A 13,428-nucleotide genomic window follows, 5' to 3' on the forward strand; every position below is an offset into this window, starting at 1 on the left:
CGTCGTCCTTCGTCCAGGCTTCCGGGGTGGCCGAGGGCGCGCTCGCGCGACCCGTGCTTCCTCTCATCCGGACTCGCGAGCCTGAGCTCGCATCACCGTCGGTTCCGGATTTCCACCGGATCGGCGCCTGATCGCAGGCGTTCGCGGACTGTCACCGCCGGTTCGGATTCACACCGACCCCGGAGCACGTTGATGCTCTGAGTCTACTCAACACGAGCGCGCGGGTTTCATTCCCCGCGGGTGCTGCGCGTCATTTCAGCAGGCGCGAGAGCCTGCGGTCGGCGAGCGGTCTGCCGCCGGTCTGACAGGTGGGGCAGTACTCCAGGCTGCGGTCCGCGAAGAACACGCTGCGAACGGTGTCGCCGCACACGGGGCACGCCTCTCCGCGTCTGGCGTGCACCTGCATGCCGCGTCGCTTGGCATCCTTGAGCTCGGCCGGTGGCTTTCCGGATGCCGCTGCGACCGCCTCGCGCAGCGTCGACTGCATCGCGTCGTAGAGACGGTCGACGTCGGCGTCGTCGAGGTTCCCCGCGGGAGCATAGGGAGACATCTTCGCGGCGTGCAGGATCTCGTCGCTGTACGCGTTACCGATCCCCGCGATCAATCCCTGGTCGCGCAGCAGCCCTTTGATCTGCATCCGCCGCCCGGTGAGCAGCGCGGCGAACGCATCGCGCGTGAAGGCGTCGTCGAGAGGGTCGGGTCCGAGGTGGGCGATGCCCGGCACGTCACGGGGGTCGCGGGTCACGTAGACGGCGAGGGACTTCTTGGTGCCCGCCTCGGTGAGATCGAACCCGCTGCCGTCGTCGAGGGCCACGCGCAGCGCAATCGGCGACTTGCCGGGTTTGATGAGCGTCTTCGGCAGTTCGTCGTACCAGCGCAGCCACCCCGCTTTGGCGAGGTGGAAGACGAGGTGCAGGTCGTCGCCGCACGCCAGATCGATGAACTTGCCGTGCCGCGCAGCGCCGGTGATCATCGCATCCTGCAGTGCGGTGACGGGCGGATCGAACGTCTTCAGTGCCGCGATCGCGCTCACGCTGACGCGCGTGATCGTGCGTCCCGCCGCTCGTTCGGCGAGGAAACCGACGAGTCCCTGAACCTCCGGCATCTCAGGCATGGTGACATCCTGACACGACCGGGCGACGTCGGCGAGGGCGAGCCTCCGCCCGTCGCTAGGAGGTCAGCACCGGCCAGGACACCGGCGTCCTGTCGTCCGTGGACAGCAGACCCGCGATCCAGCCGTCCTCTCGTCCGCGCGGGGTGCTCTCGCCCTGGCGCAGCATCCCTTCGTAGCGGAACCCGAGCGATCGTGCTGTGCGTGCGGACGGCACGTTGCCGACGATGGCGCGCCAGCCGATGCGAGCGAGACGCAGCTCATCGAAGGCCCAGTCGACGACGGCGCGCGCCGCCTCGCCCATGACCCCCTGGCCGCGATGCTCGGCTGCGCCCCAGAACCCGATCTCCGCCTCACCGCCGTGCGGGTGGGGCTTGATGCGGTGCAGACCGACCATTCCCGCCAGCGCCCCGTCCTTGCGGACCGCCCAAACGGTCTCGACACCTTCGTTCCACCAGCCGGCGACCAACTGCACGAAGTCGGCCGCGTCGTCCGCCGAGTACGGACTCGGCACAGTGGTCCAGCGGGGGATCTCCGGATCCTGGCAGGCGGCGGTGATCGCGTCGATGTCGGCTTCGGTCGGGATGCTGAGCACCAGTCGATCGGTGCGCAGGGTGACGGGATGCATCGCACCAGCGTACGGGCCCGCCGCACTCGATAGGATTCGGCGGACGGTCGTTCGCCGTGACCCAGAGGAGGATGGCCGTGCAAGTGCAGCACTCGTCATCGAAGGGCGTGACCGCGTCACTGCTGGCATCCGTTCTCTTCGGAGGCATCTTCTTCCTCGCCGCCCAGCTGAAGTCCTCGGCGGAGGTCGTCTACGCGTGGCGCGTCCTCGCGACGCTCGCGCTTTACGCGCTGGCCCTCTCGCATCCGGCGGCGCGCCGCTCGCTCGTCATGTTGTGGCGTCGCCTCCGGGCACGATGGTGGATGCCGCTGATTGCCCTGATGCTCACGACGATCGTCGGCGTGCAGCTGTGGCTGTTCATGTGGGCGCCGATGAACGGACACGGGCTCGACGCCGGGCTCGGCTACCTGCTGCTGCCGATCAGCCTGGTGCTGTGCGGGCGTTTCCTGCTGCGCGCGCACGTCTCTGCGCTGCAATGGGGCGTGGTGGCGCTCGCCGCCATCGCCGTGGTCATCAAGCTCGTGGCGACGCCGCAGATGTCGTGGGTCACCTGGACGATCTGCATCCCGTACGCCGTGTACTTCGTGCTGCGCCAGCGCTTCGGCCTGGACGGGCCCATGGCGTTCGGCATCGAGGTCGCGGTCATGACGCCGCTCGCGGTCACGCTGCTCGGCACGGCGGCGCCGGGGCCGATTCCCGCCGGGGAACTGGCCGGGCTCGCCGCGGTCGGGCTCGTCGGCGCGATCGCCATGGTGCTCTACCTGGGTGCCTCGACGATGCTGTCGATGCCGGTGTTCGGTCTGCTCGGATACGCCGAACCGGTGATGCTGGTCATCGTCGCGATGCTGCTGGGAGAGCGGATGCGGGGCGCCGACGCCGTCGTGTACGCCATCCTCGCCGTCGCGCTCGCGGCGCTCGCGGTCGACGGGTTCCGAAGGTCGAGACCGAGTGTCCGTGCCCGCGATTAGACTCATCCGGTGACTGTTCCGGGGATTCTGCGCGCCTTGGAAGAGGCGAACCTTTACCGCGACGCCCTCGCCTGGGCCAAGACCGATGCCGACATCTCGGTGGTCGACGGGCTCGACGCCCCCGTGATCGCCGGGCTCCTCGAAAAGCGCGAGCGGGCCGGGCTGCCCGCATCCGCACTGGTCGTCACCCCCACGGGGCGTCGAGCGGAATCCGTGGCCGCCGCGCTCGGCTCCTACTTGGCCGGTGCCGAGATCCTGACTTTCCCGGCCTGGGAGACGCTGCCGCACGAGCGGCTGAGCCCCAGCCCCGACACGGTCGGTCGACGCCTGGAGGCGCTGCGCCGCATCGCCACGTGGGACGGCGCGCGCCCGCTGATCGTCGTCGCGTCCGTGCGCGCAGCGCTGCAGCCGCTGGCAGCCAACCTCGGCGACGCGGCCCCGCTCGAGCTCCGCCTCGGCGGGCGCGGGATCGAGCTGGAGGACGCGGTCGAACAGCTCGTCGAGCGTGCCTACTCCCGAGTCGACATGGTCTCGCGCCGCGGTGAATTCGCGGTGCGCGGCGGCATCCTCGATGTCTTCCCTCCCACAGCCGACCACCCGCTGCGGGTGGAGTTCTTCGGGGATGAGGTCGACCAGATCCGAGCCTTCTCCGTCGCCGACCAGCGTTCGCTGCCCGGCGACGTCGAGGGCGTCGAACTGCCGGCTAGCCGCGAACTGCTGCTCACGGCGGACGTACGGGAGCGGGCGGCGGCGCTGGTCGGACGATTCCCTGCGATCTCGGGCATGCTCGAGAAGATGGCCGAGGGCATCCCGGTCGAGGGCATGGAGTCGCTGCTCCCCGCCGTCTCCGGGCCCCTGATGACGCTCGCGGAATACCTGCCCGAGGGGTCGGCGACCGCCATCGTCGACCCGGAGCGTGCCAGCGCCAGGGCGCAGAATCTCGGCGAGACCAATCGCGAGTTCCTGGATGCCGCGTGGAGCGCCGCCACGTCGGGAGCATCCGCTCCGATCGACCTGGGCGCCGGTGACTTCATCTCCATCGCACGGCTGCGCGAAGTCGTGCGCGACCGCGACGGCGTCTGGTGGCGTCTGAGCACCTTCGCGACGGACGACGCGGATGCCGAGAACCTCGACTCCTCGATCATCCCGTCGTTCCACGGCAACGTCGACGGTGCCATCGCCTTCGTCGAGGCGCGGCTGCACGACGGCTGGCGGGTCGTGATCATCGCATCAGGGCAGGGGCTCGTCGAGCGCGCGAGGGACGTGCTCAGCGACCGCGGACTCGCCGCCCGCATCGTCACGGATCTCGTCGACGCGCCGGAGGCGGGCGTCGCGAGCCTGGTGGCCGGCTCCGTGGAGTCCGGCTTCCAGGTGCCGGAGGCGAAGCTCGCCGTCCTCACCGACAACGAGTTCTACGGCCGAACGATCGGCGGCGATCAGCGCGTCGTGAAGAAGCTCGCCTCGCGTCGTCGGAACGTCGTCGACCCGCTGCAGTTGAAGCAGGGGGACTACGTCGTGCACACCACGCACGGTATCGGCCGTTTCGTCGAGATGACCAAGCGCGAGGTGTCCACCGGCGGCCGCAACGCGACGAAATCGACCCGCGAGTATCTGGTGCTCGAGTACGCGCCGTCCAAGCGTGGCTACCCCGGTGACAAGCTCTTCGTGCCGACCGACCAGCTCGACCTGCTCTCGAAGTACGTCGGCGGCGAGGCTCCCACCCTGTCGAAGATGGGCGGCAGCGACTGGGCGGCGGCGAAGGGCCGGGCGCGCAAGGCGGTGCGCGACATCGCCGTGGAACTCGTGAAGCTCTACTCGGCGCGGATGAGCGCCAAGGGGCACTCGTTCGGACCGGACACGCCGTGGCAGCGCGAGCTGGAGGAGGCGTTCCCGTTCGCCGAGACCCCCGATCAACTGCAGACGATCGAGGAGATCAAGGCCGACATGGAGCGGCCCATTCCGATGGACCGGCTGCTGTCGGGGGACGTCGGCTTCGGCAAGACCGAGGTCGCCGTGCGCGCCGCCTTCAAGGCGATCCAGGAGGGTAAGCAGGTCGCGATGCTCGTGCCGACCACGCTCCTCGTCAAGCAGCACCTCGAGACGTTCACGGAGCGCTTCGCAGGCTTCCCGGTTAAGGTGCGCCCGCTCTCGCGCTTCCAGACCGACAAAGAGGCCAGGCTCACCCTGCAGGGACTGCTCGACGGCTCGGTGGACATGGTCATCGGCACGCACCGCATCCTCACCGACCAGGTGCTGTTCAAAGATCTCGGCCTGCTGATCATCGACGAGGAGCAGCGCTTCGGGGTCGAGCACAAGGACGCGCTGAAGAAACTGAAGACGAACGTCGACATCCTCGCCATGAGCGCCACGCCCATCCCGCGCACGCTCGAGATGGCGGTCACCGGCATCCGCGAGATGTCCACGCTGCAGACCCCGCCGGAGGACCGGCACCCGATCCTCTCCTTCGTCGGCCCGCGCAGCGACAAGCAGATCGCCGCGGCGATCCGCCGCGAGATCCTGCGCGAGGGGCAGGTGTTCTTCGTGCACAACCGCGTGCAGTCGATCCAGCGGGTCGCGGCCGAGCTCGCCGAGCTCGTACCCGAGGCGCGCATCGCGGTGGCGCACGGCAAGATGGGCGAGCACCAGCTCGAGCAGGTCGTCGACGACTTCTGGGAGCGCAAGTACGACGTGCTGGTCTCCACGACGATCATCGAGACCGGTCTGGACATCTCCAACGCGAACACGATCATCATCGACCGCGCCGACAAGTACGGGCTCTCGCAGCTGCACCAGCTCCGCGGTCGCGTGGGGCGCGGCCGCGAGCGCGCCTACGCGTACTTCCTCTACGACGACACCAAGCCGCTCAGCGAAACCGCCGCAGACCGCCTGCAGACCATCGCCGTGAACAACGATCTCGGCTCGGGCATGCAGGTCGCGCTGAAGGACCTCGAGTTGCGCGGCGCCGGCAACATGCTGGGCGCCGAGCAGGCAGGGCACATCGCGGGCGTAGGGTTCGACCTCTACCTGCGCATGATCGGCGAGGCGGTCGCCAACTTCCGGGGAGAGGAGACCGAGACCGGGGCCGAGCTGCGGCTGGAGCTGCCGGTCGAAGCGCGCATCCCCGAGCACTACATCGACAGCGAGCGGCTGCGACTGGAGGCGTACCAGAAGCTGTCGTCCGCGGCGACGGCCACAGCGACCGACGATGCGATCGACCTCGTGGCAGAGGAGCTGATCGACCGCTACGGCGCGTTGCCCGAGGAGGTCGAGACGCTCGTGACCGTGGCTCGGCTGCGCCGTCGGGCAGCCCGTGCCGGCCTGACCGATGTCGTCGCGATGGGATCGAACCTGCGCATCGCGCCGGCGCGCTTCGAGGACTCGATGAAGGTGCGCCTGCAGCGGCTGTACCCGAAGGCGAAGCTCGTCGGCGGGGGAGAAGCCGTTGTCGTGCCGATGCCGGGGCCGGACGGCCCCGAGCTCATCGCCTGGGTCGGCCAGCTCTTCACCGCGTTGTTCCCGGAGCCGGTCAAGGCCTGACGTCCCGCCACGACACCGTTCTGCTATTTTCAGAGAATGGTGAATAAACCGGGATCGCTGACGCGCCCAGGTGCCCGCATCCGATATCGGGACGACGGTGGTGATGCGGCGGCCGTGGTCTTCACCCACGGTGCGGGGATGGATCACACCATGTTCGCCGCGCAGGCCGAGGCTGTGCGCGAGGCGGGATACCGCTCCGTCCTGTGGGATCTGCGCGGACACGGAGAATCCGCCATCGACCCTGGATGCCGGTTCACGGCGACCGCCGCGCTGGAGGACCTCGGCGCGCTGATCGACGACCGCGGGCTCTCCCGTCCGATCCTCGTCGGTCACTCCCTCGGCGGGAATCTCTCGCAGGCGTTCGTGCAGGAGCATCCGCAGCGAGCCGCCGGGCTCATCGTCGTGGGCTCAACGTGGAACACGGGGCCGCTGAGCCGCCTGGAGCGGCTCGGCCTGCGGCTGGCGGCCCCCATGCTGGGCATGATCCCGGCCGCTCGCCTGCCGCGTCTGATGGCGGCGGCATCCGCGGTGAGTCCTGGCGCCATCGCTGAGACCGAGCGGGTTTTCGCGCGGATGCCGAAGGCGCTGTTCCTCGACGTCTGGCGCGCGACGGTCTCGTTCGTGAAACCCGACCCGGCCTACCGGACCCCCGTGCCCATCGGCCTGTTGCGCGGCGCAGAGGATCGCACCGGCAACATCTCGTCCGCGATGCCGCGGTGGGCGCAGGCGGAAGGGGTGCGCGAACGGGTGATCGCCGGCGCGGGGCACATCGTCACGCTCGACGCGCCGGACGCCTCGAGCGCCGCGCTGCTGTCGATCCTCGAGGAGCTGGCCTCGTGACCGACGCCGAGCGCTTCGTCGACGCCGTGGGGGACATGCTCGTCGCATGGAACCTGCCGCGCGCGACCGGTCGCGTTTACGGCCACCTGCTGCTGAGGGCGGAGGCATCGACAGCCGAGCAGCTCCAGGAGGCGCTGAAACTCAGCAGCGGCGCGGTGAGCACTGCCGTCCGCTCCCTGGTCTCGTGGGGGCTGGCTCGCACCATCTCACAGCCGGGCAGTCGTCGGCTGCTCATCGAGGCATCAGGCGGCTTCGAACAGCTGCTCGCCGCCAGTCACGAGCGGGCGCACGTGTTCATCCGGACGCTGCGCTCGGCGGAGTCGTTGGCCGAGGACGAGCGCGCCGCACGCAGGCTCGCCGACGTCACCGACCTCTTCGCGGCGTACGTCGCGGCGGGCGAAGACATGCTTCGCCGTGGTGCGCAGCGACCGGCTCCGCACGAGTCGGCTCTCCAGTAGGGCGGCCGTCGCTGCGCCGTCAGACCGCCGAGCCCAGGTACAGCAGCGTTCCGTCGGGGTCGCGCACCTGGGCGACCCGCTCGCCCCACGGCATCCCCTCGGGCTCTGCGACGGACTCGGCACCGGCGTCGACCGCCGCCGAGTGCGCGGTGTCGACGTCATCGACGTACAGCCAGATGGCGACGGCATCGCCTCCCGCCGCATCCGGTTCGAAGCCGATCCCTATCGTGCCGCCGCCGACCGCCATCGCGACGTAGACTTCGCGCCCGTCGTGTTCGAAGCGGTACTCGACGGATGCCGAGAAGGCACGCTGATAGAAGTCGACGAGCGCCGGCAGATCGGTTGTGCGCAGGATGGGGAACAGCCTCGTCACCGTCATGGGGGCGACAGTAGACCCGTCGCCGGCCACGATCAAGTCCCCTCCGATCTGCGCATCGGCTAGCCTGTCTCGAACCATGACTGCCTTGACTGAGACCGATCTGCTCGCACTGGAACGGGAAGGCTGGGACTCGCTGTGCGCGTCGCGCGGCGCCGCCTTCTACGGAGAGATCATGACCTCTGACGCGCTGATGATCCTCGTGAACGGGATGATCCTCGACCGCGCCGGGGTGAAGGATTCGCTGGACGGCGCGCCGCCCTGGGCGACGTATTCGATCACGCACGAGCGACTCGTGCCGATCGCGGCCGATGCCGCAGCCCTCACATATCGGGCGACAGCGCACCGAGACGGCGAGGAGCCGTTCGAGGCGCTGATGACGAGCGTGTACACGGTGCGCGACGGACGACCGCGACTGGCGCTGTACCAGCAGACGGCGGCGGGCGACGGTCCGACCGACTGATCCTGAGTCGGTGCTGCCCCACGCGGCCGCCGTTCACTAGTCTGGCCGCATGAAGTTCGAGCACCTCGGGGCTCGCCCCCGCATCCACGCCACCGCCGTCGTGGCGCCGACCGCGGTCATCTCGGGAGACGTCGAGATCGGCCCGCACTGCCAGGTGCTGCACGGCGCCGTGATCACGGCCGAAGGCGGCCCGATCACGCTCGGTGAGCACGTGATCGTGATGGAGAACGCGCTGATCCGCGCGACGGCGGCGAATGCCGTGCACATCGGCGATCACACCCTGGTGGGCACACTCGCCAGCGTCGCAGGGGCGACGGTCGGTGAAGAGGTGTTCCTCGCGTCCGGGGCGCGCGTGTTCAACGGTGCGCTGGTAGGGCCGCGCTGCGAGGTGCGGGTCAACGCGATCGTGCAGCGTCGCTCTGTGCTGCCCGAGGGTACCGTCGTGCCCATCGGCTGGGTGGCGACCGGGGATCCCGTGCAGCTGCTTTCGCCAGATCAGGCTGACGAGATCGCCGCGGCGATGCCCGAGCTCGACTTTCCCGGCCACGTCTTCGGCGTCGACCGCGACACCCCCGATCTCATGGTGCAGCTCACCGAACGCTACGGCTCTTCGCTCGCCCGGCACGCAGACGACCGGCCCGTCGACGGCATCTGACGGTTCCCACGGGACCGCGACTTCACCGAGAACCGGATCTTCGTCGAGAACAGGACGGATGCTCGGCATCCGTCCTGTTCTGAGTGATCGTCCTGCGCCCGGTGACGGCGCACGTTGCCCGTTCACGGCATAAGCCGTGGGCGGAGCGGATGCGGTCAGATGACGCCCTGAGCCAGCATGGCGTCGGCCACGCGCTCGAAGCCTGCGATGTTGGCCCCCGCCACGTAGTCGCCAGGGGTGCCGTAGCGCTCGGCGGCGCGGAACGACGCGTCGTGGATGTCGGCCATGATGTCGCGCAGCTTCTGCTCGCTGTTCGCGAAGTTCCAGCGCTGGCGCGAGGCGTTCTGGCTCATCTCCAGTGCCGACGTGGCGACACCGCCCGCGTTCGCGGCCTTGCCGGGTGCGAACAGCACCTCGGAATCCTGGAACGCGCCGACGGCCTCGGGCGTCGAGGGCATGTTGGCGCCCTCCGCCACCGCCCGCACGCCGTTGGCGATGAGCATCCGCGCCGACTCCTCGTTCAGCTCGTTCTGCGTCGCGGAAGGCACGGCGATGTCGACCGGGGTCTCCCAGACATTGCCGTCCTCGACGAAGCGAGCGCCGGGACGGCGGTTGGCGTACTCGACGATGCGGCCGCGCTCGACCTCCTTGATCTGACGCAGCAGACCCAGGTCGATGCCCGCGTCGTCGACGACGTAGCCGGACGAGTCGGATGCGGTCACGGCCCGCGCACCGAGCTGGGTCGCCTTCTCGATCGCGTAGATGGCGACGTTGCCCGAGCCCGAGACGGCCACGCGCTTGCCCTCGAGGCTCTCGCCGTGCACGGCCAGCATCTCCTGCACGAAGAACACCGCACCGTAGCCGGTGGCCTCGGTGCGAACCTGTGCCCCGCCCCAGCCGATGCCCTTGCCGGTGAGGATGCCGGACTCGTGACGGTTGGTGATCTTGCGGTACATGCCGAACATGTAGCCGATCTCGCGGCCGCCAACGCCGATGTCGCCGGCCGGGACGTCGGTGTGCTCCCCGATGTGGCGCGACAGCTCGTTCATGAACGACTGGCAGAAGCGCATGACCTCGGCCTCGCTCTTGCCGTGCGGGTCGAAGTTCGAGCCGCCCTTGCCGCCGCCGATGCCCTGACCGGTGAGCGCGTTCTTGAAGATCTGCTCGAAGCCGAGGAACTTGATGATCGAGATGTTCACCGAGGGGTGGAACCGCAGGCCGCCCTTGTACGGGCCCAGCGCCGAGTTGTACTGCACCCGGTAGCCGCGGTTGACCTGCAGCCTGCCGGCGTCGTCGATCCACGGCACACGGAAGATGATCTGGCGCTCCGGTTCGACGAGGCGCTCGAGGACCCCGTTCTCCAGGTATTCGGGACGCCGGTCGAGCACGGGCCCGATCGAGTGCAGTACCTCGTGCACCGCCTGGTGGAACTCCGGCTCATTCGGGTTGAGGCTGCGCACCGCGTCGAACACGGGCTGCGCTGCGGAGTTGAGCGGATGGAAGTCGGCAGTGGTGTCGGTCACGCGGAAGCTTTCTGGTGGGGGATGGGAGGGTGCGATCGTGTCGCGTGATGCGTCGCCGGATCAGGCTCGGTTTCACACTTTAGCGTGCGGTGTCGGGCGCATCTCACGGCTGGATCAGGGGCAGGGTCAGCCGGTGTTCTGCAGTCCGGCCGCCACTCCGCTCACCGACAGCAGCAGCAGCCGGCGCAGTTCGGGGTCGTCCACGGGCTGATCGGCGTCAGAGCGCAGCCCGCGCAGCGCGCGCAACTGCAGCAGTGACAGTGCGTCGACGTAGGGCGTGCGCAGCTGAACGGCGCGCTGCAGGATCGGCTTGTTCTCGAGCAGGCCGTCGCCGCCGGTGAGGCGCACCACCCATTCCCGGGTGAGCCGCAGTTCCTCGAGCACGAGGGCGGCGAGATCGTCTCGATCGCCGAGGGCGAGATACCGGCGGGCGATGCGCTCGTCGGTCTTCGCCAGGCTCATGGCGACGTTGTCGATCATGGTGCGAAGCAGCGGCCATTCCCGGTACGCCTCGCGCAGCGCCTGCTCGTCGCCGACCGCGTCGAGCGCCGAGCCCAGCCCGAACCAGCCCGCGAGGTTGATGCGGGCCTGGGTCCAGGCGAAGACCCACGGGATGGCACGCAGATCCTCGAGGGACTCGACGGAGAGGCCGCGGCGAGCGGGCCGCGAACCGAGGGCGAGCAGGCCGATCTCCTCCAGCGGCGTGACCGTCGCGAACCAGGGTGCGAAACCGTCGGCGCCGACGAGGGAGAAGAAGCGCTCTCTCGAGGCGGTGTCCATCGTCGCAGCGATGGAGGCGAACCGCTCGGCCGCGCCGCTCGTGCGCTGCTCGACGGTGGGGGAGGAGGCCAGCAGCGTCGCGGCGGCGACCTGGTCGATGTGCCGCATGGCGATGGCAGGCTCGCCGTAGCGGGCGAAGATCACCTCACCCTGCTCGGTGAGCTTGAAGCGGCCCTCGACGGAGTGGGGCGGCTGCGCGAGGATCGCCGAGTTCGCCGGCCCGCCGCCGCGGCCGAGTGCGCCGCCGCGCCCGTGGAACAGGGTGAGTCGGATGCCGGATTCCCTCGCCCACCGCGCGATCTCGCGCTGCGCCTCGTAGAGGGCGAGGTTGGCGGCCACGGGCCCGACGTCCTTCGACGAGTCCGAGTACCCGAGCATCACCTCGAGACGGTTGCCCGTGGCGGCCATCCGCGCCTGGAACTCGGGGAACCGCACCGCCTCGGCGAGAATGCCGGGCGCGGCCTGGAGATCGGCGAACGTCTCGAACAGCGGCACGACGTCGAGCACGGGGGCGTCCGAGCCCATGGCGTGCGCAGCCAGCCGGTGCACGGCTGCGAGGTCGGCGGCCGACTGCGTGAACGAGACGACGTAGCGGCCCGCCGCGCGCAGGCCGTGGCGCCTCTGGATGTCGGCGATCGCGCGGAACACGTCGAGCACCTCCTCGGTCTGCTCGCTCAGCGCGCCGCCCGACTCGATCTCGGCGAGGGCCTGGGCGTGCACCTTGGAGTGCTGGCGCACTTCCAGCTCAGTGAGGTGGAAGCCGTAGGTCTCGACCTGCCAGATCAGATGCTGCACACCGCCGAACGCGTGCCGCCGCGCCCCGGCTTCGAGCAGCGAGGACTGCACGGCACGCAGGTCCTCGAGGAGCTCCTCCGGAGCCGTGTACGCGTCTCCTGCACGGGCGCGGGTCGCTCCGACTCGGTGTGCGAGCGAGAGCATCACCCTGCGGTGGGGCTCGTCGGGCGAGCGCTTCGCGATCTCGGCCGCCAGCTGCGGCTGTGAGGTCTCCAGGCGCCGCCAGATCGCGGCCACGCCCTCGCTCGGGGGAGTGTCGGCGGCATCGAGAGTCAGCGTACGTCCGATGCGCTCGATGGCGCGTTCGATGCCCCGCAGCACATGATCGGATGCGATCTCCGCGGCCTCCCTGGTCACGGATGCCGTGACGAAGGGGTTGCCGTCTCGGTCGCCGCCGACCCAGGATCCGACGCGCACGAAGGCCGGCACGACAGGTGCCTCATGACCGGATGCGTCGCCGCGCAGTGCGTCGTCGATACGGCGATACACGTGCGGAACCGTGGTGAACAGGGTCTCGTCGAAGACGCCCATCACGGTGCGGACCTCGTCGGTGGGGCTGGGCTTCTGCGCACGCAGCGGCGCCGTGCGCCACAGCGTGTCGATCTCCTCCAGCATCCGGCGAACGGCTCGCCGCTCCTCGGCGCCGCCGGCGCTCGCCGCATCGTGCTGGGTGAGCAGCTCGGAGAGGCGGCGGATGCTGCCGGACACCGCACGCCGCCTCGCTTCGGTCGGGTGCGCGGTGAACACCGGGTGGAAGCGCAGCTCGGCCAGCCGCCGGCGGGCCTCCTCGTCGCCCACTTCGCGGCTGAGCTGTGCGAACGCCGTGGCGACGGTGTCAGCGGCATCCTCGCGGCCGGGCTGTCCTGCCCTCTCGCGCAGCACGCGCACGCGCTGATGCTCCTCGGCGAGGTTCACCAGGTGGAAGTAGCAGGTGAACGCACGGGCGACCTCGTCGGCGCGCTCGATCGTGAACGACTCGGCGATCGCTGTGGCGCGCTCGAACGCCTCATCCGTCTCGGCCTCGGCCGCTTGGATCGTCGCGATACGCAGCCGCTCGACATCCTCGAACAGGCCCGGTGTGCCCGACTCGCGCAGCACCTGGCCGAGCAGGCCCCCGAGCATCCGCACGTCGGATCGCATCGCCTCGGGAATGCCGTTGGAAGCCTCGAATCGGGTGATGACGCGGATGGCTTCGGTGTTCGTTGGCTCGAGCGACATTCTTCGAGAGTATCCCGCGCGTTCGGGACGCCCGTCGTCTGTTACCCGTGCCCGCGACCGGCGGGCAGCAGGGCCC

Annotated in this window: 11 protein-coding genes; 6 read left to right on the plus strand and 5 right to left on the minus strand. The window is 69.5% G+C overall.

What is annotated here, in order from left to right:
• Window positions 1–250: 250 nt before the first annotated feature.
• Together RIN43_RS05365 and RIN43_RS05370 are read right to left on the minus strand one after the other, a co-directional pair.
• The gene (locus RIN43_RS05365) at window positions 251–1,114 is read right to left on the minus strand and encodes a DNA-formamidopyrimidine glycosylase family protein (RefSeq protein WP_309127859.1); all 864 of its coding nucleotides are present in this window, start codon (window positions 1,112–1,114) and stop codon (window positions 251–253) included.
• Window positions 1,115–1,169: 55 nt separating this feature from the next.
• Window positions 1,170–1,739: a GNAT family protein gene (locus tag RIN43_RS05370; protein WP_309127860.1), complete on the minus strand. Its 570-nt coding sequence runs from the start codon at window positions 1,737–1,739 to the stop codon at window positions 1,170–1,172.
• Between the two features lie 77 nt (window positions 1,740–1,816).
• Here RIN43_RS05370 and RIN43_RS05375 point away from each other — a divergent pair, with 77 nt between their 5' ends.
• From RIN43_RS05375 to RIN43_RS05390, 4 genes are read left to right on the plus strand one after another with little or no spacing between them, the layout of a single operon-like run.
• Entirely contained in the window at window positions 1,817–2,707 is an 891-nt protein-coding gene (locus tag RIN43_RS05375) for a permease (RefSeq protein WP_309127861.1), read from the plus strand.
• Between the two features lie 9 nt (window positions 2,708–2,716).
• The gene (gene mfd, locus RIN43_RS05380) at window positions 2,717–6,244 is read left to right on the plus strand and encodes a transcription-repair coupling factor (protein WP_309127862.1); all 3,528 of its coding nucleotides are present in this window, start codon (window positions 2,717–2,719) and stop codon (window positions 6,242–6,244) included.
• Window positions 6,245–6,280: 36 nt separating this feature from the next.
• Window positions 6,281–7,084 carry an alpha/beta hydrolase gene (locus RIN43_RS05385; protein WP_309127863.1) on the plus strand — a complete coding sequence of 268 codons (804 nt, stop codon included), beginning with the start codon at window positions 6,281–6,283 and terminating at the stop codon, window positions 7,082–7,084.
• Window positions 7,081–7,542, plus strand: a complete 462-nt coding sequence (locus tag RIN43_RS05390; RefSeq protein WP_309127864.1) for a transcriptional regulator — start codon at window positions 7,081–7,083, stop codon at window positions 7,540–7,542. Before RIN43_RS05385 ends, RIN43_RS05390 begins: the two co-directional genes overlap by 4 nt.
• A gap of 19 nt (window positions 7,543–7,561) precedes the next feature.
• On the opposite strand, the gene RIN43_RS05395 is transcribed toward RIN43_RS05390, so the two are convergent.
• Complete coding sequence (locus RIN43_RS05395; RefSeq protein WP_309127865.1) at window positions 7,562–7,921, minus strand: VOC family protein; 360 nt, start codon at window positions 7,919–7,921, stop codon at window positions 7,562–7,564.
• Between the two features lie 76 nt (window positions 7,922–7,997).
• On the opposite strand from RIN43_RS05395, the gene RIN43_RS05400 reads away from it, so the two are divergent.
• Together RIN43_RS05400 and RIN43_RS05405 are read left to right on the plus strand one after the other, a co-directional pair.
• Window positions 7,998–8,381 carry a nuclear transport factor 2 family protein gene (locus RIN43_RS05400; RefSeq protein WP_309127866.1) on the plus strand — a complete coding sequence of 128 codons (384 nt, stop codon included), beginning with the start codon at window positions 7,998–8,000 and terminating at the stop codon, window positions 8,379–8,381.
• Between the two features lie 49 nt (window positions 8,382–8,430).
• Window positions 8,431–9,036, plus strand: coding sequence for a gamma carbonic anhydrase family protein (locus tag RIN43_RS05405; RefSeq protein WP_309127867.1), 606 nt, complete (start codon window positions 8,431–8,433; stop codon window positions 9,034–9,036).
• Window positions 9,037–9,191: 155 nt separating this feature from the next.
• On the opposite strand, the gene gdhA is transcribed toward RIN43_RS05405, so the two are convergent.
• Together gdhA and RIN43_RS05415 are read right to left on the minus strand one after the other, a co-directional pair.
• The gene (gene gdhA / locus RIN43_RS05410) at window positions 9,192–10,559 is read right to left on the minus strand and encodes an NADP-specific glutamate dehydrogenase (RefSeq protein WP_375163708.1); all 1,368 of its coding nucleotides are present in this window, start codon (window positions 10,557–10,559) and stop codon (window positions 9,192–9,194) included.
• Between the two features lie 126 nt (window positions 10,560–10,685).
• Window positions 10,686–13,352 (minus strand): phosphoenolpyruvate carboxylase, encoded by a 2,667-nt coding sequence (locus RIN43_RS05415; protein WP_309127868.1) that lies wholly within the window; start codon window positions 13,350–13,352, stop codon window positions 10,686–10,688.
• Window positions 13,353–13,428 lie beyond the last annotated feature (76 nt).

The sequence above is a fragment of the Microbacterium sp. genome, assembly GCF_031178445.1.
GTDB lineage: Bacteria > Actinomycetota > Actinomycetes > Actinomycetales > Microbacteriaceae > Microbacterium.

Excerpts from the sequence above, each read along its gene's own strand:
- RIN43_RS05365 (WP_309127859.1), bottom strand. The coding sequence starts at position 1,114 with ATGCCTGAGATGCCGGAGGTTCAGGGACTCGTCGGTTTCCTCGCCGAA.
- RIN43_RS05370 (WP_309127860.1), bottom strand. The coding sequence starts at position 1,739 with ATGCATCCCGTCACCCTGCGCACCGATCGACTGGTGCTCAGCATCCCG.
- RIN43_RS05385 (WP_309127863.1), top strand. The coding sequence starts at position 6,281 with ATGGTGAATAAACCGGGATCGCTGACGCGCCCAGGTGCCCGCATCCGA.
- RIN43_RS05395 (WP_309127865.1), bottom strand. The coding sequence starts at position 7,921 with ATGACGGTGACGAGGCTGTTCCCCATCCTGCGCACAACCGATCTGCCG.
- RIN43_RS05400 (WP_309127866.1), top strand. The coding sequence starts at position 7,998 with ATGACTGCCTTGACTGAGACCGATCTGCTCGCACTGGAACGGGAAGGC.
- RIN43_RS05405 (WP_309127867.1), top strand. The coding sequence starts at position 8,431 with ATGAAGTTCGAGCACCTCGGGGCTCGCCCCCGCATCCACGCCACCGCC.
- RIN43_RS05415 (WP_309127868.1), bottom strand. The coding sequence starts at position 13,352 with ATGTCGCTCGAGCCAACGAACACCGAAGCCATCCGCGTCATCACCCGA.